The 26,615-nt window shown below is 37.6% G+C and carries 15 protein-coding genes; 12 read left to right on the top strand and 3 right to left on the bottom strand.

Annotated elements, in window-relative coordinates:
- Positions 1 to 195 precede the first annotated feature (195 nt).
- Genes G0Q07_RS16135 through G0Q07_RS16125 form a run of 3 tightly spaced genes read right to left on the bottom strand, consistent with a single transcriptional unit; the run spans position 196 to position 5,711 of the window.
- A complete protein-coding gene (locus tag G0Q07_RS16135) occupies positions 196 to 1,500 on the bottom strand; it encodes a TolC family protein (RefSeq protein WP_163348128.1) in 1,305 nt (434 codons plus the stop codon).
- A 6-nt stretch (positions 1,501 to 1,506) separates the two neighbouring features.
- Entirely contained in the window at positions 1,507 to 4,659 is a 3,153-nt protein-coding gene (locus G0Q07_RS16130; RefSeq protein ID WP_163348126.1) for an efflux RND transporter permease subunit, read from the bottom strand.
- Complete coding sequence (locus G0Q07_RS16125) at positions 4,659 to 5,711, bottom strand: efflux RND transporter periplasmic adaptor subunit (RefSeq protein WP_163348124.1); 1,053 nt, start codon at positions 5,709 to 5,711, stop codon at positions 4,659 to 4,661. The genes G0Q07_RS16130 and G0Q07_RS16125 overlap by 1 nt, the downstream gene beginning before the upstream one ends.
- A gap of 600 nt (positions 5,712 to 6,311) precedes the next feature.
- Here G0Q07_RS16125 and G0Q07_RS16120 point away from each other — a divergent pair.
- From G0Q07_RS16120 to G0Q07_RS16065, 12 genes are all read left to right on the top strand, one after another.
- Positions 6,312 to 6,803 carry a helix-turn-helix domain-containing protein gene (locus G0Q07_RS16120; RefSeq protein ID WP_163348122.1) on the top strand — a complete coding sequence of 164 codons (492 nt, stop codon included), beginning with the start codon at positions 6,312 to 6,314 and terminating at the stop codon, positions 6,801 to 6,803.
- 104 nt (positions 6,804 to 6,907) lie between these two features.
- Positions 6,908 to 7,498, top strand: coding sequence for an RNA polymerase sigma factor (locus G0Q07_RS16115; protein WP_163348120.1), 591 nt, complete (start codon positions 6,908 to 6,910; stop codon positions 7,496 to 7,498).
- Positions 7,499 to 7,727: 229 nt separating this feature from the next.
- Positions 7,728 to 8,768: a FecR family protein gene (locus G0Q07_RS16110; protein ID WP_163348118.1), complete on the top strand. Its 1,041-nt coding sequence runs from the start codon at positions 7,728 to 7,730 to the stop codon at positions 8,766 to 8,768.
- Between the two features lie 119 nt (positions 8,769 to 8,887).
- The gene (locus G0Q07_RS16105) at positions 8,888 to 12,424 is read left to right on the top strand and encodes a TonB-dependent receptor (RefSeq protein WP_163348116.1); all 3,537 of its coding nucleotides are present in this window, start codon (positions 8,888 to 8,890) and stop codon (positions 12,422 to 12,424) included.
- A gap of 5 nt (positions 12,425 to 12,429) precedes the next feature.
- Positions 12,430 to 14,112, top strand: a complete 1,683-nt coding sequence (locus G0Q07_RS16100; protein ID WP_163348114.1) for a RagB/SusD family nutrient uptake outer membrane protein — start codon at positions 12,430 to 12,432, stop codon at positions 14,110 to 14,112.
- Positions 14,113 to 14,141: 29 nt separating this feature from the next.
- On the top strand, positions 14,142 to 15,050 hold the full coding sequence (locus tag G0Q07_RS16095; protein WP_163348112.1) for a hypothetical protein: 909 nt from the start codon (positions 14,142 to 14,144) through the stop codon (positions 15,048 to 15,050).
- A 139-nt stretch (positions 15,051 to 15,189) separates the two neighbouring features.
- The gene (locus G0Q07_RS16090; protein ID WP_163348110.1) at positions 15,190 to 15,576 is read left to right on the top strand and encodes a hypothetical protein; all 387 of its coding nucleotides are present in this window, start codon (positions 15,190 to 15,192) and stop codon (positions 15,574 to 15,576) included.
- A 264-nt stretch (positions 15,577 to 15,840) separates the two neighbouring features.
- A complete protein-coding gene (gene bglX / locus G0Q07_RS16085) occupies positions 15,841 to 18,159 on the top strand; it encodes a beta-glucosidase BglX (protein WP_246222918.1) in 2,319 nt (772 codons plus the stop codon).
- A gap of 33 nt (positions 18,160 to 18,192) precedes the next feature.
- Positions 18,193 to 20,640 (top strand): glycoside hydrolase family 2 TIM barrel-domain containing protein, encoded by a 2,448-nt coding sequence (locus G0Q07_RS16080; protein ID WP_163348108.1) that lies wholly within the window; start codon positions 18,193 to 18,195, stop codon positions 20,638 to 20,640.
- 109 nt (positions 20,641 to 20,749) lie between these two features.
- Positions 20,750 to 22,492 carry a family 43 glycosylhydrolase gene (locus G0Q07_RS16075; RefSeq protein ID WP_163348106.1) on the top strand — a complete coding sequence of 581 codons (1,743 nt, stop codon included), beginning with the start codon at positions 20,750 to 20,752 and terminating at the stop codon, positions 22,490 to 22,492.
- Between the two features lie 238 nt (positions 22,493 to 22,730).
- Positions 22,731 to 25,139, top strand: coding sequence for a glycoside hydrolase family 3 N-terminal domain-containing protein (locus tag G0Q07_RS16070; protein WP_163348104.1), 2,409 nt, complete (start codon positions 22,731 to 22,733; stop codon positions 25,137 to 25,139).
- 20 nt (positions 25,140 to 25,159) lie between these two features.
- Entirely contained in the window at positions 25,160 to 26,578 is a 1,419-nt protein-coding gene (locus G0Q07_RS16065; RefSeq protein ID WP_163348102.1) for a glycoside hydrolase family 5 protein, read from the top strand.
- The last annotated feature ends 37 nt before the right edge of the window (positions 26,579 to 26,615 follow it).

Raw genomic sequence — 26,615 nt, 5'->3', positions numbered from 1 at the left:
CCGAATTCAGAAAATCAGCTACGAACTAAAATCAGACTTAACTGCACGAATTTTCATTCTTAATATTTCCTCTATGATTCAAATTGTGAATCGAAAAAATACATAGGTGAAAAAAATGATCAGTCGTAAAATCATTGATTCTGTCACGTTAGATATGCCTTTTTTAGAATAGAGACAAATATTAGAATTCAAGCATCAATCTAATCTACCTACAGACTTTAGGTACTCTATCTCGTATATTTTGTATTGTGTTTTTGCTTCAATAAGATTACTATTTGACTCTTGCCATTGAGCTTGCGCTGCAAGAAGTTCTGATAAGGGAGCCAGTTTTACACTATACTTGCTTTTCATAACACGCAGATTTTCATTTGCTTGTTTCATTGCAAACTCAGCCGCATCAATCATTGCGAGGCTCTCATGAAGATTGTTTAATGCATTGCTCGCTTCCAAAGTCATTAAACGAGAATTTTTCTCCTTTTCGTATTGCGCATTTTCCAAATCCAGTTTTGCTTTTTTCACATGTTTTTGCCCTTCGCCCCAGTGAAATATAGGTATTGATAATGAAGCGATAGCGTTAAGCATACCTCCATTTATGGTTTTTGAATATGGTATTTGCTCTCCTTCGTACTCTGTCACTCCTTCTGTTTTTAAGTTTCCATACCATGTGTAACCGGCAGCTATTCCCATCTGTGGCAGGTTGTCCGCTTTAGCCATAGTTATTTGATGCTCACTAGCTTGTACAGCAATGTCTAATAACTTTATTTCAGGGCGTTTTGATAAGTCAAGCCCTTTACTTTGAACTCTGCCTGTTTCTATAATTGTATCAGTTGGAATAATCTGAGTATTGGGAGACAGACCGGTAACATAACACAAGGATAGCCTTAAAAGATTGGCTCCGTTTTTTACCTTCAACATCTGATATTTTATCTCACCAAGCTTGGCTACTACTTGCAGGTAATCATTTTCCGTAGTCATGCCCGCCTCATGTGAAACTTGCATTTGTAGTTGCAATGTATCAAGTTGAGATTCATATGCCTGAATGAGTTTGATTTTATTCTGCACAGCAATATAACTCCAGTAATTGTTTTGGGCGTTAGCTATTACCTCAGCTTTTGTCATTCGTTCCTGTTCGGCATTGCTTTCAATACCAATCTCTGCAAGTTTGTTTGCAGTTCTGATTTTACCTCCGGCATATATAGGTTGTTGTATTGCAAGTCCTGCGGTATACATACTTTTGATAACCAAAGATGAGCCTGCGAAATCGATATCCGGTGCCAGGTAAATGCCCATAGCCGACCCTTCTAAATTTGGCAAGTAATTTGCAAATGCAATTTCCTTATCGTATTGTGCTTGTGCTGTTGCATTACCCGCAATCTTCATATCTTCACTTTGTTGCAATGCCATTTCCTTGCATTGTTCAACAGAAAGAGTAATTGTTTCCTGGGCGTAGCACCCAAAGGATGCTACTGCCAACAGGATTGAGATTATGGTGTTTTTCATGGTTTTCTAATTATTTGGTTTTCTGATTCTATAAAATGCTGTGTATAATAGAGGCAAGAGCAACAAGGTTATTACGGTTCCAACGGCAAGTCCTCCCATAATCGTTAGAGCCATTGAACTATACATCGGATCACCAAGTAACGGAACCATCCCCACAATGGTTGTTAGTGATGCCATTAATACCGGCGTGACACGCGATATTGTCGCCTTTATTACGGCATTATATGGATGTGCTTTGTCTTCCTCCTGCAAACGGTTTATTTCATTTACAAGCACAATTGCATTCTTTACCATCATACCCATAAGACCCATCATTCCAATGATAGCCATAAATGTAAAGGGCGATTTAGTTAGCAATAAGGTTGGAGTTATGCCAATAAAAACAAATGGAATAATAATAAGAATTAATATTACCTGTCGCCAGCTGTTAAACAGTAAGAGCAATACAATCAGAATGATGGCAAGTGTTAATGGCATCCATTTCAAAGTACTGGCTGTCGCATCTTTCTGCATCTCAATTTCTCCTGTCCAGTGCACAGAATAACCTTGCGGGAGGTCAATAGCATTTATTTCGCCCTGAATATCTGCAAGAACTTTTGCAGGCGTAGCATCCCACAAGTCATAATTAGGATCGCATTCTGCTTCAATAACCCGCTGGCCATTTACCCGACGAACAAGGTTGTCATCCCACCTTAGGGCAATATCATCTGTTACATTACTTAGTGGAATTGACTTAAACATACCATCCTGTAACTCAGACATCGATTTTCCTCTTGTCATAATTCCTGTCAGATCTTCCTCTGAAATGCTAACGTTCATCATTGTCCACACTGGAACATCACGAATATTTTCAATAGGCGAGCCATCTTCATTGCGCACTCTTAGGTTTACCAGTACCATATTGTCTGCGTCATTGATAACACCAATCGTCATCCCATTATTTGCTGCCTGAAGTGCATTCCCAACATCGCCTCTGTTAATTCCTGCCCGTAAAGCATCCTGCTGATTATATTGAGCTAAAAGCGTTTTTTCCTGAGGTTTCCAGTTGTTCGATACCGAATAGGGATCAACGAATGGACATTCGCGCATAATATCTTCTGCCTGGCGACTCAGATCGCGAAGTACTGCCGGATCGGGTCCTGCAAATTCAACTTCGACAGTGTGCGAAGTGGTTATCGAGAAATTATATTTACGGATACGAATGTATGCATCTGGATATTGTTCCCTCAGTTGTTTACGTACAATTGGAATTTGTTCACAAACAGTCTTATAATCTGGGCAATCCACAATTAATTCGCCATAACTCTCTCCTCCATTAGTCATAGGGCGGACCAGACAGTACATGCCTGGAGCCCCGCTTTGGCTGGCGGTTACTCTCTCAATAGCCGGATTCTGTAAAAGCAAGTTCGATATTTCAATTAAGTCATCACGTACTTTATCCGGGGTAGTTTGGGAAGGCATATGATATTCGACAATAAATTGCTTATAATCAAAGTCGGGGAAGAAAAGATTCTTTACGAATGTCATCCCGTACAAACTAAGCAGTAATACAACAAAGGCAAAAGCAATCGTTGTTTTGCGATAGCGTATAAAGAATGTCATCAGCTTGTGCACTAAACGATGCACTTTTCCATTCATAACATCACCGTTGTTTATTTTGCCCTTTTCTTTCTCTGTTAACCGTGGAGAATACCATACCTTAGCAAAAAACGGAACTTGCACCAGCGCTAACACCCAACTTATAAGTAGGCTTACACATAAAACAAGGAATAAGTCACTGGCATATTCTGCAGCAGAGCCATCGGCCAGAAAAACACTGATAAATGTTGACACGGCAATGATTGTTGCACCTAAAAGCGGAAGAGCATTATTTTTACCAATATTATGTAAATATGTTTTGGGACTAAAACCTTTCTTCCTGTCCACAATAATACCATCCATAATTACAATCGCATTATCAACAAGCATTCCCATGGCAATGATAAAGGCACCCAGAGAAATACGTTGTATAGTAGTTCCCAGGGTTAACAGAATTGGAAATGATGCGGCAATCGTAAGAATCAATCCAGAGCCGATTATCATGCCACTCCGAAATCCCATTGCAAATATCAGAACGATAATTACAATAACAACCGATATAACCAGGTTCCACATGAATGAGCTGATGGCATCACTTACCTTGTCCGGTTGAAAAAATACTTTGTCGGTAGCAATTCCTGCAGGAAGTGTTTGAATTACTTTAGCAAGTTTTGCATCAACTATTTTACCTACATCGGGCACCACAACGTCATCTTCCATGGCTACCATTATAGCAATGGAAGGTTTTCCGTTAACAAAGAATCCTCTTGTTTGTGGTTCGGCATAAGCACGCTCTATATCAGCAATATCTCCCAATTTTATTTGCTTTCCATCTGTGGTTTTTATCAGATGGTTTTTTAAATCTTCAACAGTTTTTACTTCAGCGTTTACCCGTACCTGTAAATCATCAGCTCCGGTTTGGTATTTACCACCTCCAACAGTTGAAGTGGCTGATTGTAAGGACATCATGATCTGGTTAGGAATCATTCCATTTCTGGCTATTTTTTCTTTTGATAGTGTGATATTGATAACCTCACTACGGTTTCCGAATAGATTGATGCGCTTTACTCCTTTTACAGTTAATAGTTCGCGTTGAATAAGCTTTGCATACTTGTTTAGTTCGTAGTAATCGTATCCATCACCCGAAAGTGAGTAAAAGATACCATATACATCCATCATATCGTCAATAACTATCGGGTCACCACAGTCTTGGGGAAGATATACTTTAACGTCATTGACTTTACGACGAAGCAAATCGAAATACTGTTCAATTTTGACAATCGGAACAGTCATATCAAATTCAACAGAAATCATAGCCATTCCAGCCTGACATTCTGAACGTATCTTATAAACGTTTGGCAAAGTTCGGAGTTTGTCTTCAACAACCTGCACTACTTTAAGCTCCACCTCGTGTGCATTTGCGCCTGGATACGGAACCATAACCATTGCTTGCTTTACAGCAACAGCTGGATCTTCCAGCTTTGGCATCGCTTTAAATGCAAGTACTCCGGCGACCAGAAATATTGCTAAAAACGACCAGAAAAGCATAGGACGTTTAAGAAAAAAATCTGTATTCTTCATTATAGAAGTCCTCCAATATTAGTTTTATTGGCATCATTCAGTAAGACTACAGCCTCATTTTCATGCAAGGAATTAACTCCGGCTCGCACAATCTTATCATCAGTACTAATTCCTGAAATGGATAGATCTCCATTCTCATCAATCCCATAAACAGCAACCTCCTTACTGGTAACTTTTCCGTTAGAATAGATCCAGACATAAGTTTTTTCAGCTTTCGATAAAACGGCGTGCGGAGTGATGGTGTACTTACCTACATTTGTGACGTTCTCTTTTTCAATATGTAATTCGACATTCATTCCTGCAGTAATTTTACTATTGATATCCTCAATAATAAAACGCATTTGGTACAACTGATTTACATCGGCTTTGGGGCTAATTGAAATCAAATTAAGAGGCAACTTTTGGTCCCCAATAAATTTTGAGGTTATAAAATAGCCTTTGAATAACTCTTTTTCAACATACTGTTTAGCCGGGATGTCCACAACAACTTCGTATTTCGAATTATCCAGTAGACTAAAAAGTGGAGAACCGGCATCAATCATTTCAGAAGGATCATTATTAACTGATTGTATATAGCCGGAGGTAGGAGCAGATAACGTAGTATAATTTACCTTGTTCTGGTAGGTTCTTACCTGAATTTCTAGTTGCTCCAATCCTGCTTTTGCTTTTTCATAATCATTCTCCGAGATTGTTTTGGCATCGAACATGGCTTTAAGGCGAGCAACTTCCTTTTTTAAATGAGCATATTGTATTTTATATGCATCTAGTCCTAGTTTGTAATCTGAAGAATCAAGTTGCGCTAAGACCTGGCCATTTTTTACGTAATCTCCTTGCCTGGCGTAAATTTTCTGGATTTGCCCAGCCGTTTTAAACCCAACACTAATTTCATGTGCTCCCTTTACCACACCGGAAAAACTCAAGGTTGAGATATTCTCAACTTTTTTAGCTGTAGTAACTTTTACGTTCTTTGTAAAAGCCTCTTTTTTTTGTCCACTCCCTGAGCAAGCAAAAAGTAAGTAGCTTACTGCTATCAAAATAATAAACCTCTTCATATGTTATTGCTTAAAATTATTTTGTTGCAAAGATGAGCTAAGCAAACAAAATTTCAGTGTATTATTTTGTGGTAAATCTGTACTTATATTCGTATTTTAGAGAATAATTAGTAGTAATTGGTTATATTTGGCGTTGAATAATGTAGTAAATGTCGTAATGAGCAAGGTTGAAGAAATTAATGAATTCGAATTTTTTATTGTCTCAAAATCAGCAAATACAGTCAAGGTTGGAGATAAATTGTTACTGATGGATAATTTGAATGAAAGATTTATATCCGGAAATACCAATGACCTAAATCTTCGGAAAGAGATGATTCAACAAGATACCCCATTAAAGACCAATTTTGCAATGATCTTATTTTGTTTAGAGGGAGAAATGCGATTGCAACTAAATTTGAAAGATATAACCATAAGAAAGAACTGTATTTGTAGTGTTATGCCAGGGCTATAGGCAGGCTTTATTATATCTCACAGAATTTTAGATCTGCAAGCTTCTTCTTTTCAGACAATACATATATAACTTCATTAAATATTCAGGATATCATAAAATCTCAACTTTTTGGTTTCAGTAATCCTGTGATAGAGATTGGACTAGTAAAGATGAATGAGTTTATTGGCATATATAAAGCGTTATTTCATAAATTATCTGATGATCAATTCAAATATAAACTGGAACTCGTAGATGCCTATCTAAAGGTGATTAAGATTTATACGGAGGATATTAAAGATCAGGTTATAAGAAATATGCCTAAAAATAATCTATGCAGACAGAAGGTCATTTTTGATGCTTTCATTAACGAAATAATTCAGCATTTTAGAATAGAGCGTGGTGTCACATTTTACGCAGAAAAGCTTTTCCTGTCTCCCAAGCACCTTTCTAAGGTGGTAAAAGATGTAAGCAATAAATTACCATCTGAATGGATTCGGGAGTTAGTTATACTTGAGGCAAAAGCATTACTTCGTAGTCAAAAATACACTGTCCAGCAAATAAGTGAAATATTGAACTTTACTTCTCCATCTTTTTTTGGAAGGTATTTTCGCGAGGAAGTAGGATGCACACCACGGAACTATCAAATTGACAATGAGGCATAATGAATTAAAATAATCAGATTTATATAATTTACTAATATTGTAGTCTAACTGATATTTGTAGAAAGTATATTATTCATTGCTTTCTTTTAATTAAACCAAAACTAGTGAATAATAAAACAGATAAGATAATATGGAGAGAATTTATAAATGAGCGAGAAGATGCTCTATCATTTATTTATCATCAAAATGTTGATTTTCTGTTTTTTTATGGTAAAAAGTTTACTACAGACGAAAGTTTGATTGTTGATGTTATTCAGGATTTATTTTTTTATTTAATTAGTAAACGAGAAAACCTCGGCGAAACAGATAATATAAGAATATATCTACTTAAATCATTTCGAAGGAGGCTTTTTGAGAATTTAAAGAAAAAGAAGAAAGAACTTGAGCAGATAAAAGAATATTCAATTGAGCCTCGAATTGTCTTTTCGGTCGAGGAAAAGATAATTTTTGACGAAGAGGAATCGGAAAAGGAGTTGGAATTAAAACGTGGTATGGAAAAACTCAATGCCAAACAGCGTGAAGTTCTTTATTACCGATTCACATGTGGCTTTGATTATCAGCAAATATGCGAAATCATGTCGATTTCTTACGATACTGCCAGGCAAATGGTTTCTCGCTCTATTCAGAGCTTAAAAAAGTATTTGATTTCCAGAGGTTTTATCTTTGTAATTTTATTTGGGCGTAAAAAGAAATAGATTTCACATCTTTTTTTGTCACAAATGCCAACCTAATCCCTTTTTGTTTATAGAAAGGCGAAAAATGGCTAAAAGGAAATACATTGATTATACATTTGAGGAACTAATTCACGACCAGGAATTTGTTGAAACAATTCAGAATATTTCAACTGAAAGAGAATGGCGGGAATTTTTAGAAGTTCATAATGATTCCAAAGATAATATCCGAAAGGCAAAAAAGTTTATCTCATTGTTTTGGATAAAAAAAGAGCAACTCAACGCTGATGTTAAGCATAATCTATGGTTAACTATAAGGGAATTTAATAAAACGCTTAAAAAGGAAAGTAAATCGATTCAACTTAAACTTATTGCTAGATATGCAGCCTCTGTATTGATAATTATTTCATTGAGTAGTATACTCTATTTGAGTTTTTTTAACCAGGGTGACGAGTACATCTTTTCGGAAGCAAATATCAAAGGGAATACTGAAAATACGATGCTAACACTTGCGAATGGTCAAAAAATCGAAGTTAAAAAAGAGCAATCGAATATTACTGTTTTGAAAAATGAGGGCGTTGTTATAGATGAAACTCTACACGATTATGAGTCTGTTGCATCTTCTTCAAATAAAGAATTACCACTAAATGAGCTGGTTATTCCTTTTGGTAAAAAGGCAGAACTTGTATTAAGCGATGGTACCAAAGTGTGGCTGAATGCAGGTACCCGGTTTGCTTTCCCTCAGGAATTTATCGGAAAAAAGCGAAAGGTGTTTTTAGATGGTGAAGGTTATTTTGAAGTTGCCAAAAATGCAAAAAAGCCGTTTATCGTTTCTTCAAGAAATATGAATGTTGAAGTACTGGGTACTAAGTTTAATATGAGTTCGTACAGTTCGGATGACTTATGTGAAACGGTTCTACTTGAGGGAAGTGTAAATGTATGGAACGACAATAAGTTTTTGAAGGATAAAGTGCAGATGATGCCAAATCAAAAAGCCACTTTCAATACCTTAGAAAAAGAAATAAAGGTTGTGGCCGAACCCGATGCGCAAAATTATATTGCTTGGGTAGAGGGCTTGTATAAGTTTAAAAATGAAAACCTTGAACAGGTACTTACAAAAATTGGCAGATACTATAATATGTCATTTTTCTACGATAGTGATAAAATTAAAAGTGCTTTACCAATTTCTGGAAAATTGGACTTGCAAGATTCATTTGAAGAAGTAATGCTTACACTTTCAAAAGTGGCGCAGATTGAATATAAGATCGAAGGACAGAATGTAATTATTAACTAAATATTCTTTAGCTTATGACATGACTAAACTAATAAAAAGAGAAAACCGGAGAATTTGAGCCTCACCGGTTTTCGATGTTTGTATTAATAACTTGTATTAACAAAAAACGTATCAAATCTATGAAAAAAAAATGGATCGGGCTACTTTATTATGCTGGCCCAATTAGAACTAAACTTTTACTTAAAATGAAATTACTCACCTTTTTGTTGTGCTTGTCGGTTGCTTCGATCGCTTCTACAACTTATTCTCAACAGACAAAATTCACAATGAATTTCGAGAATATTACTGTTGAACAAGTGTTTCAAAAGGTTGAAGACAATAGTGAATTTATCTTTCTTTACAGTGAACAATCTGTTGATTTAACTAGAGAGGTTACAGTGTCGGTTACAAATAAAACTGTCTCCGATATTCTAGATCAGTTGTTTGAAGGTACCCAAAACTATTACGAGATTAATGATAGGCAAATTTCCATTTTAGAAAAGAAGGTTGAGACTACTCCTTTAAATAAAACCATTCCTGAAGTTAAAGACAAAGAGCAAGAACAAAAGAAAAGTATTTCTGGAAAGGTAACCGATACAAATGGGGAACCTCTTCCCGGAGTAACAGTAGTTGTTAAAGGAACCACAATTGGTATAACTACTGACTTTGATGGAAATTATGCGCTGGAAGTACCTGTTGATGCCGAAATTCTATCCTTCTCTTTTGTTGGAATGAAAACACAGGATGTGATAATTGCAGGTCAAACTCAAATTAGTGTTACTCTCGAAGAAGAAACAATTGGCTTAGAAGAAGTTGTTGCTATCGGTTATGGCGTGCAAAAAAAGAAACTAACTACTGGTGCAAATGCACAGGTAACAGGAGATGTGTTATTTAAACAAAACACGACTGAAACACTTTCTGCATTACAGGGACAGGCGTCTGGAATACAAATTTCTAAAAATTCAGGACAGCCAGGTTCCGATTTCAAGATAAATATACGGGGTTTGGGAACGAATGGTGATGCTACTCCATTGTATGTCGTAGATGGAATTCCAACTTCCAGTATAAGCTTTTTAAGTCCATCTGATATCGAGTCGTTGGATGTTTTAAAAGATGCTGCTTCTGCTGCGATTTATGGCGCAAGAGCAGCTAACGGAGTTGTTTTGGTAACCACAAAACAGGGGAAAGCTGGAAAAACAACAATTACACTTGATTCATATTATGGTTGGCAAAACCTCTATAAAAAGCTTGACTTGTTAAATGCACAAGAATATGCTATGATAATGAATGAATCTTGGGTTTCAGCCGGCAATAATTCTTTATATGACCCATTAAATCCAGATGGATTTGCACAGACTGTACCGAACTGGGATAAGATTCAAAATGGAATATGGATGGGAACAGATTGGCTTGAAGAAATTAGGGTGAAAAATGCTCCGACACAAAACCATTCTTTGAATATTACGGGTGGGACTGATAAGTCAGTTTATTCAATAGGGATTTCTTATAATCAGCAAAAAGGCATTTTGGGGAAACCGGTTGAATCAAACTATGAGAGAGTAACAATTCGAATCAATTCAGATCATAAATTAATTGAAAAGAATGAATTGACTATCTTAAAAGTGGGAGAGAACCTGAATTTTAGTATGTCGAAAAATAATAGTTTGCCTACTGGAAGCGCTTATTATAATTTCCTGACGCGATTTACAATTATGCACCCTTTTTCTTCGGCATATGACGAAGAAGGAAGTTACAAAGATGCTATCCCCTGGAGTACTTCTGGTGCCCATGTTAATCCTGTGGGATATACGGATTATGAGTTAGGGCAGAATATTTCCAAAAATCAAACATTGCTTGGCAATTTGTATGCTGAATTGCAACCCATTGATAATTTAATTTGGAGGAATAGTATTGGAATTGATAATGGACTTTCAAGAAATAGGCGTTTTGTCCCTGAATATTATTTATCTCCTGCTATTGATGGTCAGAATCTTTATTCGAAAATTTTCCAAACTATGGAGTCAAGTATTGGGTGGATTTATGAAAGTACCATATCATATGATTTTAGATTAAAGGAAGAACATAATTTTGATGTTTTAACTGGAACTTCTTTACAACATACAGGATTAGGAGAAAGTATTGGAGGACAGAATGGCTATTCAACTTTTAATGATTTGGAACATGCTTATTTAAGTAACACACCTGTCATTAATGCAACTTATACGTCTCTTTACGGGGATCCTGAAGTGGAGAATGTAATTCTTTCATTTTTTGGGCGTTTGAATTATAATTTCAAAGAGACCTACCTGTTTACTGCTGTCATGCGAGCTGATGGTTCGTCGAATTTTGCATCAAATAACCGATGGGGGTACTTTCCTTCGTTTTCAACTGGTTGGATAATGACCAATGAGGAGTTTATGAATAAATCAAAGTCATGGTTAGACTACTTTAAGTTAAGAGCGAGCTGGGGACAAAATGGGAATCAAAATATTGGTGCTTTTGCATATTCGTCCAATATTATTTTTGATGGTGTTGGTGCTTCCTATTTTTACGGCACGGATAAAGGGAATCGTACATTGGGAGCTTATCCAGAAAAAATCGCTAATCCCGACTTAATATGGGAAACATCTGAACAAACCAATTTTGGATTTGATGCTAAACTTTTTAATAGCAGAATGGGTCTTAATATTGATGTGTACCGAAAAACTACAAAGGATTGGTTGGTTGATGCGCCTGTGTTAGACAGTTATGGAACCGGTGCACCTACTATTAATGGTGGCGATGTACGCAATCAGGGGGTAGAGTTAGCTTTGTCATGGAACGATAATATTGGAGAATTCCGTTATGGATTCAATGGAAATATCTCATATAATCAAAACAAGGTTACAAAAGTTGCAAATGAAGAAGGCTTTATTGAATCAGATTCTCGTGGTTTTGGTGCATTGCAAAGAGCAATGGTAGGGTTACCATTCAGTGTTTTTTGGGGCAGGAAAACAGATGGGGTATTCCAGAATCAGTCAGATATTCAGGCATATATAAATGAAGATGGTAGTCTAATTCAACCTGACGCTGAACCTGGTGATTTTCGTTACGTGGATATAAATGAAGATGGGATTATTAATGATAATGATAGAACCAATATTGGTAAATCCAGTCCTGACTACACTTTTGGACTTTCCGCTAATGCAGAATTCAAAGGAGTAGATCTTTCGATAACAGCCAATGGTGTTACTGGTAACCAGAATGCAATGCTATATCATATGAGTTCGAATACCACATTTCGGGTATATAAATCAAACTATACAACAGAAATACTCAATCGTTGGCACGGAGAAGGATCTTCAAACACTGTTCCCAGGGTTGCGCAAGATGCTACCAACTTTACCTTTTTTTCCGATTATTTTGTGAGAGACGCTGGCTACTTAAGGATTAGCAATATAACTTTAGGTTATGACATAAAAAAAGGATTCAGAAAAATCCCTTTTAGTCAATTGAGAATCTATTGCTCGGTGCAAAACCTCTACACGTTTACAAAATATTCAGGAATGGATCCAGAAGTAGGTTTTGGAAATGATCAAGATTCAGAAGGATCTTCTCCATCATGGACGTCTGGTATCGATTTGGGATTTTACCCCAGCCCGAGAACATTTTTAATTGGTGCTAATATTAAATTTTAATTATTATGAAAAAAGTATTTATATATATAATTGCTTTGTTATTCTTTTCCGGATGTTCCGATATTCTGGACACTGAACCTAAAACGACAAAAGTCGTCGAGAACTTTTATCAAACTACTGAGGATGCAGAACAAGCACTGGCTGCTGCTTATAGTTCTCTTTATGGAACTTTTGATGCTTATTGGATGGGGGGAGCTTTCTTCGCATCAGAACTCAGGTGCGATGATCGTTTGGCTGGCAGCGCTATTGGTGATGTAGAAATAACAAAACAAGCAAATTTTGAAACCCAAGGATCTGATACTTGGCGGCCTATCTGGAGTGGGAATTATAAGGGGATTTACAGATGTAATATTTTACTGGAAAATCTTGATTACATTAACTGGGAGAATGATGAACAACGGGACAAATATGAAGGGGAAACTAAATTTCTCCGAGCGTATTTCTACTTCGAGCTTGCCAAGTTCTTCGAAAATATTCCTTTACTTTTGGAGACGAGTCCTGTTAATCCTCCTCAGGCTGCACCCGAGGAGACTTATGCGCAAATTGCATCTGATTTAAAACAAGCAATAGAATTACTACCGGCGATTCCTTTTTCAAGTTCGAACACTGATAATATTGGACATGTTACCAGGTGGGCTGCTGAGGCTTTAATGGCGAGGGTTTTTCTTTTTTACACAGGATTGTATAATCAAGAAACTCTTCCATTACCTGACAATGGGAATATTACCAAAAATGAAGTTATAGTATGGATTGATGAGTGTGCAAATTCTAGTGTTAGTGGGCATGCACTGATCCCGGATTTCAGAAATTTATGGCCCTATGCTTATGGAAGTGGAAAAGGGTATAAATATGCAACCGACAACAACTTGCAATGGATCGGAGTAGATGGGGAGAATAATGAGACCATTTTTGCAATTAAATATTCAACATTGGCAAACTGGTGGCAATACGGAGGAGGAGTGAGTGAAACTTGGTCTAATGGAGCTATGACTATGTCTGGATGGAGGCTTAAGTCTCCATATACGAGTTTGCCCTTTGGACAAGGATTTGGCTATGGACCTGTGAATCCCAATCTCTATGATGAATGGGAAGAAACTGATATTCGCAAAAAAGGCTCTATACTTAGAATAGACGATCCAGCCGAAGGGATTATTGGCTATAGCACAGAAGCAACAGATCAACAAAAGGACGAAACCGGTTTTTGGTCGAAGAAATATATGCCAGTGAATGTAAGTGCAAATAATGGAGCTGTCCTTCACATGACAGAGTCGATATATGGAGAACACAAAGGACAGTATTTGGAAAATGTTCAGGATATGGTTATTATCCGCTATGCTGATGTTTTGTTAATGGGAGCAGAACTGGGAAGTTCTCATGCTCAGGAATATCTTGATGCGATTCGACACAGGGCTGGATTACCATCTATTCCGGTCACACTTGAGAATATTAAAATGGAAAGACGTCATGAACTGGCTTTTGAAGGATTAAGATTATTTGATCTTATGCGTTGGGGAGATCTGGAATCAGCAGTCGCACAGGTTAAGGATATTCCAGTTAAAAATAATGGAGTACCTGCTACGGTTTCAAAAACTTATCGTTCTGAGACCAGAGGATTTTTACAAATTCCTTGGTCACAAATATCCCTATCCAATGGGGTATTAAACCAAAACTCCGGATGGGAGAAGTAATCTAATTACAATGCTTAAAATTATGCAAGATGAAAAAATCTAAATTACTATACATATTGGGAATATTTTTAATATTACTTTCCTGCGAACCCATTGAGGAAAGAGAGTTAATGGGAGAAATTGCCCCTATAAGTTCAATTCAGGTTGAAGCCAGTGGAATCACTACTGGAAGTAATAGAATAATCCTAAAAAACAACACATTGCAATACAATATTGTTTGGGATTACATTATTGATAAAAGTACCAAACAAACTGATACCATCGATCTTCCTTTCTTAGGTAACCAAGATATAATTGCTCATGCATTCACTGACGGAGGAATGGTGGATGTACCAATTAGTGTTGATATTACATCTATCGATTATCCTCTTGATGAACAATGGAATCTTTTAGCTGGAAGTGATGTTGAGGGGAAGACCTGGGTGTGGGCAGGAGATAATCCGTATGCAACAACATCGATTCTTGGATTTCCTGAGCCTGCGGTATGGGGACTGGGGGGTGGTTCAACGGCCACGCTACCTGATGGAGCACTTTTTGCTTTAGGGACTACTTCTATTCAATATGTTGTTCCACAGTATTTTATGGTGTCCGGGGATGCAGTGGGGAAGATGAAGTTTGATTTAAATGGAGCAGCAAATTATACCTACACTGATATGTCTGATCCAGAAAATCCTGTTGTTAAGAATGGCTCATTTGTGTTGAAATTGAAGGATCCTTCTTTTGCAGATTACAATTCTAATCCCTCTCAAGTTACACTTGTTGGTGCACCTATAATACTTAAAACTGTTGCTGGTGCTATGGCCGGTCAAGCGGGTACACCAGCCGATCCGGTTACTTTCGATATTGTTAAATTAACGGAGAATGAACTACATCTACGTTCATCTGGTCCTGGAGTTAGTCTAGTTTGGCTATTAAAAAGAGAAGGGTATTCTTATTAAGTAAGAGAAACTACACTGGTTTAATTCCAGTGTAGTTTAAATTTTAAATAGTTCTGTTTCAGTTGATTAGATCCGCTGAGATGTGGCACTGTAATGGGATAACCTTTTAGTATTTATTAATATTTTATTGAAAAAAATTATGAAAAAGAAAATTAACACTATTGTGATGGTAGTTATGGCATTGGTTTTTATAGCTATCGAATCAAACGCGCAAGATCAAAATTCCGAACAATTTTTCTTGGGAAAGTGGAAAATTATGTCCTATGGCCTTCCACAAGGTGATGCAGAATTGTTAGTAACCTTTGAAAAGAAGGATGGTAAACTGGGTGGGAAAATAAGTACTGGTGAAGAAAATGCCGAGGCAATGGCTTTCACAAAGGTTGAGTTGGAAGAAAATTCAATTACCGCTTATTATACCACTCAGGGTTATGATGTTTACTTTATTTTAGAAAAGGAGGACGGTAACAAAGTAAAAGGGACAATGATGGATATGTTTGATATGGAAGGAGAAAAGGTGAAAGAGTAATCCAAGGATACCCCTGAGAAATAGGTAACTAATTTTCAGGGGTAATTTTAATCCTTTTATTTGCTCATCAAGGTTTGCCTTTGTCTTTTGCATATTATTCGTCGAGTTTAATATTCAGTGGATATATGTTGCGTTAAGATTGTGTAACAGTCGAAAATACTTTGTCAATTGATCTAAAACATTCTCCGTAGACGTGAAATTGAAATTCATTCAATACTCTATCCTCTAAAAGGGAGGAATAAGTCATTGAAATCAATGTTGAGAATGAAAACAATACAAACTTGTTCCAATTTTTTTATAATTGTTATGAATAAACAAACTATTCTTGCCCTCATCTTGGCTCATATTTTATTATTTGTTCCATATCTGTCTAAGTGTCAATCAAAAAAAATCAATCATAGTTCCGATTCTTTTATCGACTCGCTTATGATTGAAATGTCAATTGAAGAGAAATTAGGACAGCTTAATCTTATTTCCACTTTTGTTCGCACCGGACCATTTGCAAATAAACGGGGAGCCGAAAAAATGAAAGACGGTTCTGCAGGTAACGTCTTTAATCTTATGGGAAACTCGTCTTCCATTCAATCCAAATTGGAATTAGCGGAAGACACTCGTTTGGATATTCCGTTCCTTTCTGGTTTGGATATAATTCATGGTTTCAAAACAGTTTTCCCTGTTCCTCTAGGTATGTCGTGCACATGGGACACAACACTAATTGAGAAAACGGCAAGGGTTGCTGCAGTAGAAGGCTCCGCCAGGGGTTATAACTGGACCTTTTCTCCTATGGTCGATATATCGCGAGATCCTCGTTGGGGAAGAGTTATGGAAGGATCAGGTGAAGATCCTTATTTGGGCTCAAAAATTGCCAAGGCCATGGTGCGGGGATATCAGGAAAATGATTTAACCAGACCCGACGCGATAATGGCCTGTGTTAAGCACTTTGCTCTTTACGGAGCAGCTGAGGCCGGAAGAGACTATAACGTTGCCGATATGAGCCTTTTAACCATGTATCAAAATTATTTGCCACCCTATAAAGCTGCTATTGACGCAGGAGCAGGAAGTGTTATGGTTTCATTTAATGAAATAAACGGGGTTCCGGCTACTGCAAACCATTGGTTGTTGACTGATTTATTAAGAGATCAGTGGGGGTTTGAAGGATTTGTTGTTACTGATTATAATGCGATTCAGGAACTAATCGAGCACGGTGTCGCTGCTGACTATAAAGAAGCAGCAGAATTGGCACTTGCTGCCGGGGTAGACATGGATATGGTTAGCGAAGGTTTTGTAGCCTATTTAAAGCAATCGTTAGATCAGGGTAAAATTACAAAAGAACAAATTGATACGGCGGTTCGAAGAGTCTTGGAAGCAAAGTACAAACTTGGACTGTTTAAAGACCCGTATAAAGATTTTGATCCTCAGCGAGCTGATAGAGTTACTTTGACTCCTGAAAATAAGAACGTTGCCAAATTAGCTGCTCAAAAATCATTTGTATTGCTAAAGAATGACAGACAGGTATTGCCCTTGAACGAAAATAGTAAAATTGCCCTGGTAGGTCCATTTGCTGACAACCGTGCAGAGATGTTAAGCTCATGGTCTCCATTGGGAGATGTAGAAAATATTATTTCGATACTTGAAGGATTAAAAAAACGCAATCCCAATGTCATATACGCTCAAGGTACACAGGTGAATAACGACACCCTTTTCAACAAAAAGAGAAAAGGGGAATTCGATATTGCAATGCAAAAAAAATTAGTAAATGAAGCCTTACATATAGCAAATGAATCCGATGTTATTGTGGCAGTCTTAGGGGAATCAAAAGAAATGTCAGGAGAGGCAAAGAGCAGAACCGATATTTCGATCCCGGAATGTCAGGTGGAATTATTGAAGGCTTTAAAAGTTACCGGAAAACCGGTGGTGCTTCTTATGATGAGCGGTCGGCCTTTAACGATTGAAAATGTTCTTCAATATACCGATGCAACTCTGGCAATATGGCGACCGGGTACAGAAGCCGGAAATGCTGTCGCGAACGTTTTATTTGGTGACTACAATCCTTCAGGAAAGCTGACAATGACTTTCCCTCGGTCAGTAGGGCAAATTCCTATTTATTATAATCACAAGAATACGGGTAGGCCTTATGTCGAAGGGGGAGAGGAAAATTACCTTTCTAATTATCTGGATGAACGTAATAGCCCATTATTCCCATTTGGTTATGGATTGAGCTATACAACATTTTCTTATGATGATATTGTTCTTTCTGACAGCTTAATGACAACTGAAAGTTCAATATTAAAAGTGAACATTAAAGTTACAAATACCGGGGACGTTGCTGGAGAAGAAACTGTTCAATTATATCTGGCAGATCCGGTCGCATCAATTACCAGACCCGTAAAGGAACTGAAAAAATTTCATAAGGTCTTTTTGGCACCGAGAGAAAGCAAAAATGTCAACTTTGAAATAACTACGGACGATTTAAAATTTTACAATGCTAGTCTTGAATATAATTGGGAACCAGGTAGGTTCATTATTTATATCGGTGGTGATTCGCAATCAGTGCAACGTGCAGAATTTGTCTGGCAGAAGTAGTTCAAACTAACTCGAAACCATAAAATATAAGCCATGAAAACAAGATTAATTATTTTCGTTTTAGCCATGTTGACGAGTTGTCAATTCCAAACTGAGAAACAGGAATATTTTGCGGATCGCAGCCAACCTTTTGATCAAGGATGGTTGTTTGCAAAAGATAGCGTTGGAAATGCTCAGCAGCCTGTATATGATGATAGTAAGTGGCAAGAAATCGAGTTGCCACATGACTGGAGTATTAATGATTTACCTAATCAAAACGACGAGCATATTATTGGTCCATTTAATAAAAGGAGTCTTGGTTTTACCCAAACAGGTTTTACCATGGGGGGCACTGGTTGGTACAGAAAGACGTTTAAAACAGGAGATGGACTGAATAATAAACAGGTTACCATCAATTTTGATGGGGTGTATATGAATTCCGATGTTTGGTTAAATGGTTATCATTTGGGTAATCACCCTCACGGGTACACCCCTTTTCATTATGATTTGACACCTTATTTAAACCCAGTTGGACAAGAAAATGTTTTGGCGGTTCGGGTGAAAAATGAAGGTCGAAATTCTCGCTGGTATAGCGGTTCTGGGATTTATCGGCATGTTTGGTTAACCATTACTGAAAACATCCATGTGGTTCCTTGGGGGATTTACATAACTACTTCAGAGGTTTCGGACAAGAAGGCAACTGTAAACATCCAAACCACTGTCGAATCCAAACAACCATTGCTAACTAATATGATTCTGGTAACAACAATCCTTTCGTCAAAAGGACAGGTAGTTGGTGAATCGAAACAAGAATTAGCATTGGATATAAATGAAGCCAAGATTGTTGAGCAGAATATTAAAGTCACGACCCCCTTATTGTGGTCAGTTGAGACACCTCACCTTTACAATGCAGTCACTGAAATAAAGAAAGGGGATACTGTACTCGATAAGATAAATACACAATTTGGAATACGAACAATTCAAGTTGATGCTAAAAATGGATTGAGGATAAATGGTAATAATATTTTATTAAGGGGGGGCTGCATTCATCACGATAACGGCTTGTTAGGAGCCGCCGCTATCGACCGAGCTGAAGAACGGAAAATTGAATTGTTGAAGGCCAACGGATTTAATGCTATTCGGTCAAGTCATAATCCTCCATCATCTCATTTGCTTAATGCCTGTGACCGTATAGGCATGTTGGTTATTGACGAAGCATTCGACATGTGGGAAGAGCCAAAGATTCCAGATGATTATCATCTAAATTTCAGAGACAGGTGGCAGCGTGATTTGCAAGCAATGGTTCTAAGGGATAGAAATCATCCTTCAGTTATTATGTGGAGTATTGGGAATGAAATAAGAGAAAGAGTTGATACTTCTGGTTTACGAATAACAAAACAGTTGGCAAAGGAAGTACGTCGTTTAGACCCTACACGACCTGTTACTGCTGCTTTATGTGAATATTGGGAACCGGCTAATAAAGATAAAAAGTGGAGTGAGACCGAACCAGCATTTGAATTATTGGACGTTGCTGGTTATAATTATTTATGGCAATTATATGAACAAGACCATCAACAGTTTCCAGATCGAATTATTTTAGGGACTGAGACTTTGCCTAATGAAGCTTTGGAGAACTGGAATATGGCAGAAAATCACCCGTATGTAATCGGTGATTTTGTATGGACCGCAATGGATTACCTGGGGGAGGCTTCTGTAGGGCGAGCCTATTACGATAAAAAGGAGAGAAATAGGCCTACTATGGGTTGGCCATGGTACAACGCATGGTGCGGTGATATTGATTTGATTGGACAAAAAAAGCCACAGTCCTATTATCGGGATGTAGTATGGCGTAATCGTCCGATTGCCATGGCAGTGCACGAACCCATTCCTGATGGAATGGTAGAAAATATTAGCCGGTGGGGGTGGCCGCAAGAATGGCAGAGTTGGACCTGGTCTGGTTCTGAAGGAAAGTCCTTACAAGTGAGGGTCTTTTCTCGTGCTCCCATGGTGCGTCTTCTGTTAAATGGGAGAACAATTGGTGAGCAAGCAATTGCAGATACCAGTATTACTGCGGTATTTGACGTGCCTTATCAACCCGGTACTCTAAAAGCGGTCAATGTTGAAAATGGAAAAGAAACCGCTGTTATTGAACTCAAAACAGCTGGAATTCCTCATGGTTTAAGATTAATCGCTGACCGCACCAACATAAATGCTGATAGAAATGATTTGTCTTACATCACCGTAGAAATTGTAGATGAAAATAATCAATTGGTTCCCAATTTTGAAATTCCAGTTCAGTTTTCAATTGAAGGAGTTGGAGAAATAGCCGCAGTGGGAAATGCTGATCCTACAGATATGGCAAGTTTTCACACAATGGAAAGAAAAACTTTTAATGGTAGGTGTTTGGCTATTGTTCGGCCAAAAGGAAATGCAGGTGTCATAAAGTTAACGGCCACCTCAGAAGGATTAATAATGGCACAAATACTAATTAAGTGTCATTGAACTTGTGACTATATAATAATCTATCGGATCTCATTTGTTCGTATGTGAGGAGACAACCCCATGATATATCCGATTAGAAAAATATTTAATCATTTAAATGTAAATTCATATGAAGAAGACTAGTATTTCACTTTATCTCATAATTATTGTTTTGCATTGCTTTTTTCTAGAGGGGCATGCTCAACAATTTAGTTCTCGAAAACAAACTGCGATTTGTAATCCACTAAATCTAAATTATCGCTTTGCTTTGTTTGGACGTCCAGCCCGTGAAGGAGCGGATCCAACTATAGTTCTTTTCAAGAACAAATACTATTTATTTGCCTCGAAATCTGGAGGCTATTGGTCATCCGTTGACCTTACTAATTGGTCATTCATTACGTCAACCGACCTGCCGTGGGAAGATTACGCACCTACAGCAGTTGTCATAAAAGATACGCTCTATTTCCTAGCATCTACAGCAATAAGCCAGAAAAGATGTATTTATAAAACAGCTAATCCCGATTTAGGCAAATGGACTGTCGCAAATCCCGATTTTCCTATTAAAATGACAGATCCTGATTTATTCCTTGATGATGACGGACGGTTATATTTATTTTATGGATGCTCGAATAAAGAGCCAATTTATGCCGTGGAGTTAGATGTGCAAACCCTCAACCCTATTGGCAAAACAGTTGACTGCTTTAATAGTAATATGGATGTGCATGGATGGGAGCGTAATGGAGATTATAATACTTCAACTGAGCGACCATGGATGGAAGGCCCCTGGATGAACAAGTATAAAGGTAAATATTACCTGCAGTATGCAGCACCGGGCACTGAATATAGAAGTTACTCTGATGGTTTATATATAGCCGATTCCCCGTTGGGTCCCTATAAAGTTGCGGATTTGAACCCATTTTCCTATAAACCGGAAGGTTTTATTGCAGGTGCAGGCCACGGCAGCACTTTTCAAGATAAGTATGGAAATTTTTGGCATATAGCTACCATGAGTATCTCAATAAATCGTCCATTTGAAAGACGCTTGGGATTATTCCCTGCTTTTTTTGACAATGAGGGAACCTTTTACACCTATACGGCATTTGGTGATTTCCCGCACATCATTCCACAACGCCCTATCCAAGGTCCTGAAGACTATCAACCCTCCTGGATGTTGTTTTCATTTAACAAGCCGGTAGAAGTCTCTTCCACCTTCAAAGATTATGGGAAAGAAAAGGCAACAGACGAAAATGTGCGTACCTGGTGGAGCGCAGAAACAGGAGCCAAGGGGGAATGGATAACGGTTGATTTGGAACATCAGCATAAAATTGGTGCCATACAAATCAACTTTGCTGATGTCGACTCAAAAATTAAAGGTCGGCATGATAGTGTTTACTATGCTTATATGTTAGAATACTCAGTCGATAAAAAGACTTGGAACACCTTAACGGATAAGCGGACAAACAGAACAGATGTTCCTCACGATTACATTGAATTTGATACCCCAGTTTCTGCACGTTACATAAAGTTAACCAACGAACATGTCCCCGGCGGCAATTTTTCGATATCTGATCTCCGAGTATTTGGCATAGGAAGTGGAAAACTTCCCCAAGTAGTTTCATCCTTCAGTGTAATTAGGGACATCACTGATGGTCGAAACGTAACACTTTCATGGAAGAAAAAGAAGGATGCGATTGGTTATAATATTCGCTATGGAATACAGCCAGATAAATTGTATTTAAACTATCAAGTGTTAAATACAGATTCTGTTACTATTCACAGTCTGAATAGTCAGCAAGCTTATTATTTTACCATTGATGCTTTCAATGAAAATGGCATTACAAAAGGGAAAAAAATCGTGGGTATAAAATATTAAGTATTCGTAACCTATTTACTTGACGTTACTTCTTTTCCTAAGAAAATGACCAACGAAATTGCAATTTATATTCCACCCGGACAATTAAACGCTTCTATAGGGAAAGCAAACAATGGAGATGCAAAATACAGTCATTTTAAAGGCAAAAGATGATTAACTCATGTAATAGAGGATTAATAGCACCTGTTTTATTCAGACGGTAAATGGGTCAAAAAATTATTTTATTTAAAACAATATTATGCTGCTAAAATCTATTTTATTCTACATCATTATTTCTGTCACTATTCTTTCAACGGCATTTGCCCAGCTGGATACAACAGAAAAATTTATTTCCGTTGGTAATCTACGGTTCCGTGATTTCAACAGAAATGGGAAACTTGATATTTATGAAGACTATCGCAAATCAAAAGAACAGCGTACAACTGATTTGCTTTCGAAAATGACGCTTCAGGAAAAACTTGCTCAACTTAGAGTTCCGTATGCAGAAAAACAAAAGATATATAAAGGTAATAAGTTTAATCCTGATGTCGCCTCTGAAATGTATCCAGATGGTTTAGGAGAAATTCACCGCATCAGCGAAGGTGCTATATTGTGGTCCACACCACTTGAAAAAACGCCCAACCCTAAAGATATTATAGTTCTGGCCAACGAGACTCAGCGTTTTTTTATCAACGATACACGATTAGGTATTCCAGTTTTATTTTTGGAGGAAGGGCTTCATGGTTTAGTCGTTAAGAATGGAACGATGTTTCCATCAACCCTTGGAATGTCATCGTCTTGGAATGAAGACTTGTTGACTGAGGTTTATGGCGTTGTTGCACAAGAAGCGAGGGCAATTGGAACCCATAATATTTTGGGACCCGTACTTGACTTGGCTCTTGATCCGCGTTGGGGGCGAACAGAAGAAACGATGGGAGAAGATCCTTATTTAGTATCAAGGTTGGGAGTGGCCATTGTAAAAGCTTTACAAGGTAATACCGAGAATGCAGATGATCGTAATTTAGCCTCAACTCTAAAACATTTAGGAGCTCATGGGCAACCAGAAGCGGGGAGTAATACCGGTCCAGCATTTGTATCCGAAAGGTGGTTGAGAGAAGTGAATTTTAAACCATTCAGTGCTGCGATCACTAAAGCAAATGCATTGGGTGTAATGCCAAACTATAACGAGATAAGTGGTATCCCGTCTCATGCTGATAAATGGTTACTTACCGATGTTTTGAGAGATGAATGGGATTTCAAAGGAGTTGTAGTATCTGATTATACTGCGACCGAAGAACTAAATCATTACCACCATATTGCCGCTGATTATGCAGAGGCAGCAGCATTGGCTTTGAATGCTGGAGTTGATATGGAATTGTCAGATAAACCAACTTACTCCAATATTTCTGAGGTATTAAGCAAAAATCTTACTACGATGGATGCAGTAGATAAGGCAGTGCTACATGTACTTGACCTTAAATTTAGACTGGGAATATTTGAGAATCCATACATCGAAGAGGATAAAACAGCACTTATCGGTTCACAAGAATACCGCGACTTATCTCTAAAAGCAGCCAGACAATCAATGGTATTGTTAAAAAACAATGATCAACTACTTCCCTTAGACAAGAATAAGTATAAGAAAATAGCGATTATTGGCCCTCATGCAAATGAATGTATTTTGGGTGGATATTCTCATTCTCCACGAACAAAGGTTAGCCCGTTGGAAGCGTTAAAGGAAAAATATAAAGATGCTGAGTTCATTTATGCTGAAGGATGTAAATTAAATGCTGGAAAATCAAGCGCGGGGCCAACCAGATTAGCTTCTCACTCCTCAAACCTCATTAGGATAAAAGAGGCTGTTACTGCCGCCAGAGATGCAGATGTGATTGTATTGATGGTAGGCGGTAACGATTTAATATCAAAAGAAGCTACATCTAAATTCACCCCTGGTGATTTAGTAGATCTTGAACTACTAGGTGATCAAAATGATTTGATAGATTCGCTCAAGACGCTCAATAAACCGATGGCTGCTTTTGTGTTTAGCGGACCGCCTATCTCGTTTGTTAATTTAAAAAAGAATGTTTCATCGATTGTACAATGTTGGTATCTCGGGCAGGAAACCGGTTATGCAGTGGCTGAAACACTTTTTGGAGAAAATAATCCATCGGGGAAGCTCACCGTTTCTATTCCTCGTTCTTCAGGACATTTACCGGTTTATTATTATGCAAAACCAACCGCACGAGCAAGAGGTTATAATCTGGATGATATTTCGCCCTTATATCCTTTTGGTTTCGGGCTCAGCTACACAGAATACGAATACAGTAATCTTCAAATTTCTAAACCGGCTATTGCTACAAATGAAAAAACGACAGTTTCCATAGATGTGAAGAATATTGGGAAACTGCCAGGAGATGAAATTGTTCAGCTTTACATCAGAGATGAAGTAAGTTCAATAACCCGGCCAGTTAAGGAACTAAAGGATTTTAAACGAATCTCATTGAAAGCTGGTGAAACAAAAACTGTAAGTTTCACAGTCACACCGGACAAACTTTCGTTTTATAACATCAACATGAAAGAAGTTATTGAACCAGGCGACTTTGAAATTATGGTTGGCCCTTCTTCCCAGACATTTGATAGTGTTCAATTAAAAGTGATAAACAATTAATCTTTAAAAATATGAAAACAATGAAATTTATACTATTAGCTCTTTTAAGTGTTGTATACTTAAGTTGTGTGACGCATCCAGATGAATCAATTGTTGGAGAGTGGTATGGATTGAAAGACGGAAGTCCGGTAACTGTAAAATTTAATGACGACCAAACAATGTCTATACATGCAGAGGCTTTTTCCGGACTTTCTTTTGCAGGTCAGTATAAAATTAACTTTGATGTTGAACCGATTGCAATAGACCTTACACTTCCAAGTGGAATGGTCTGTGCTGCAATTATTAGTTTCTCAGATGCAAAAGAAATGGAATTTTATGGTTTCTTCGGTGCGCCTGGGCAAACCCAACGGCCTGCAAAGATTGAGAAAGATCTTCAGAGACCGGATGCCATATATTTGAAATTGAACCGTGATAAAAAAGTTATTGAGCAAAAAACTAACGAGGTAACTCCTCCAAAAGAAGCGGAATTGGCTTTCGAACGCAACAAACGTCTTGGAAGAGGGTTGAATTTAAATGGGCTTCTTGACAATAATTCGGGGGATCTGCATTTGTACCCCATACCCGACCAACCGATCAAGCCTGAATATTTTAAAATGATTGCTGAAGCGGGATTTAACAGTGTCCGTATTCCTGTTACCTGGTCTGTTCATGCTTCTAAAATCCCACCTTACACTATCGAATCTGCTTTTTTCGAAAAGGTTGATAATATTGTAAATCAGTGTTTGGAGAATGGTTTGGCGGTATCTATCGATATTCATTATTATCCATACATTAATATGCACCATGGAGATGATGACTTAAGTTTCGATGAGAATATTGACCGTTTTTATTCTCTATGGGAGCAAATAGCCGAACACTATAAAGATTATCCGCCAGAAGTGTATTTTGACTTATTAAATGAACCCAATATGGAAGTTGGTGTGCAACGATACAATGAATTAATTGCAAAAACAATTCAATTAATTAGGGGGACTAATCCAGATAGGACATTAATTATTGGTACTCCGAATCTCGGTCAATCGTGGACAATTGGCTTATTAGACTTACCAGAAGATGATTGGAATTTAATTGTGCAAATTCACTATTACCTACCTCATTTATTTACTCATCAAGGCTTAGCTTATGCAAGCGCAGCTGAAAGTGAAGGAGTAATGTGGGAAGGAAATCCAGAAGAAAAGAAACCTATTGAAAGCGACCTGGCTTATTGTGCAAAATGGAGCAAAACACATTCAAGGCCAATAAATTTGGGAGAATTTGGGGTAGTAGAATATGCCGATCCCGCTTCTCGCGCCCGATATATTCGGTTTATCAGGGAGACGGCTGAGAAATATGATTTTAGCTTTCACATTTGGGGTTTTCGTGAAATATTCCGTGTATTTGATGAAGAGGCAGGTAAGTGGAATGAACCAGTTCTTAAGGCTTTAATCCCAGAAAAATAATCAACTTGTTCATAAATAAGACAAAAAATTTTCACAT

It is taken from the genome of Draconibacterium halophilum (genome assembly GCF_010448835.1).
Taxonomy (GTDB): Bacteria; Bacteroidota; Bacteroidia; order Bacteroidales; family Prolixibacteraceae; genus Draconibacterium; species Draconibacterium halophilum.
This window is presented reverse-complemented; position numbering and strand designations above follow the sequence as displayed.

What these genes read in the sequence shown, in the direction of transcription:
- G0Q07_RS16135 (WP_163348128.1), bottom strand. Translation starts at nt 1,500, where the DNA reads ATGAAAAACACCATAATCTCAATCCTGTTGGCAGTAGCATCCTTTGGG.
- G0Q07_RS16130 (WP_163348126.1), bottom strand. Translation starts at nt 4,659, where the DNA reads ATGAAGAATACAGATTTTTTTCTTAAACGTCCTATGCTTTTCTGGTCG.
- G0Q07_RS16125 (WP_163348124.1), bottom strand. Translation starts at nt 5,711, where the DNA reads ATGAAGAGGTTTATTATTTTGATAGCAGTAAGCTACTTACTTTTTGCT.
- G0Q07_RS16120 (WP_163348122.1), top strand. Translation starts at nt 6,312, where the DNA reads ATGAATGAGTTTATTGGCATATATAAAGCGTTATTTCATAAATTATCT.
- G0Q07_RS16105 (WP_163348116.1), top strand. Translation starts at nt 8,888, where the DNA reads ATGAAAAAAAAATGGATCGGGCTACTTTATTATGCTGGCCCAATTAGA.
- G0Q07_RS16100 (WP_163348114.1), top strand. Translation starts at nt 12,430, where the DNA reads ATGAAAAAAGTATTTATATATATAATTGCTTTGTTATTCTTTTCCGGA.
- G0Q07_RS16095 (WP_163348112.1), top strand. Translation starts at nt 14,142, where the DNA reads ATGAAAAAATCTAAATTACTATACATATTGGGAATATTTTTAATATTA.
- G0Q07_RS16090 (WP_163348110.1), top strand. Translation starts at nt 15,190, where the DNA reads ATGAAAAAGAAAATTAACACTATTGTGATGGTAGTTATGGCATTGGTT.
- bglX (WP_246222918.1), top strand. Translation starts at nt 15,841, where the DNA reads ATGAAAACAATACAAACTTGTTCCAATTTTTTTATAATTGTTATGAAT.
- G0Q07_RS16080 (WP_163348108.1), top strand. Translation starts at nt 18,193, where the DNA reads ATGAAAACAAGATTAATTATTTTCGTTTTAGCCATGTTGACGAGTTGT.
- G0Q07_RS16075 (WP_163348106.1), top strand. Translation starts at nt 20,750, where the DNA reads ATGAAGAAGACTAGTATTTCACTTTATCTCATAATTATTGTTTTGCAT.
- G0Q07_RS16070 (WP_163348104.1), top strand. Translation starts at nt 22,731, where the DNA reads ATGCTGCTAAAATCTATTTTATTCTACATCATTATTTCTGTCACTATT.
- G0Q07_RS16065 (WP_163348102.1), top strand. Translation starts at nt 25,160, where the DNA reads ATGAAATTTATACTATTAGCTCTTTTAAGTGTTGTATACTTAAGTTGT.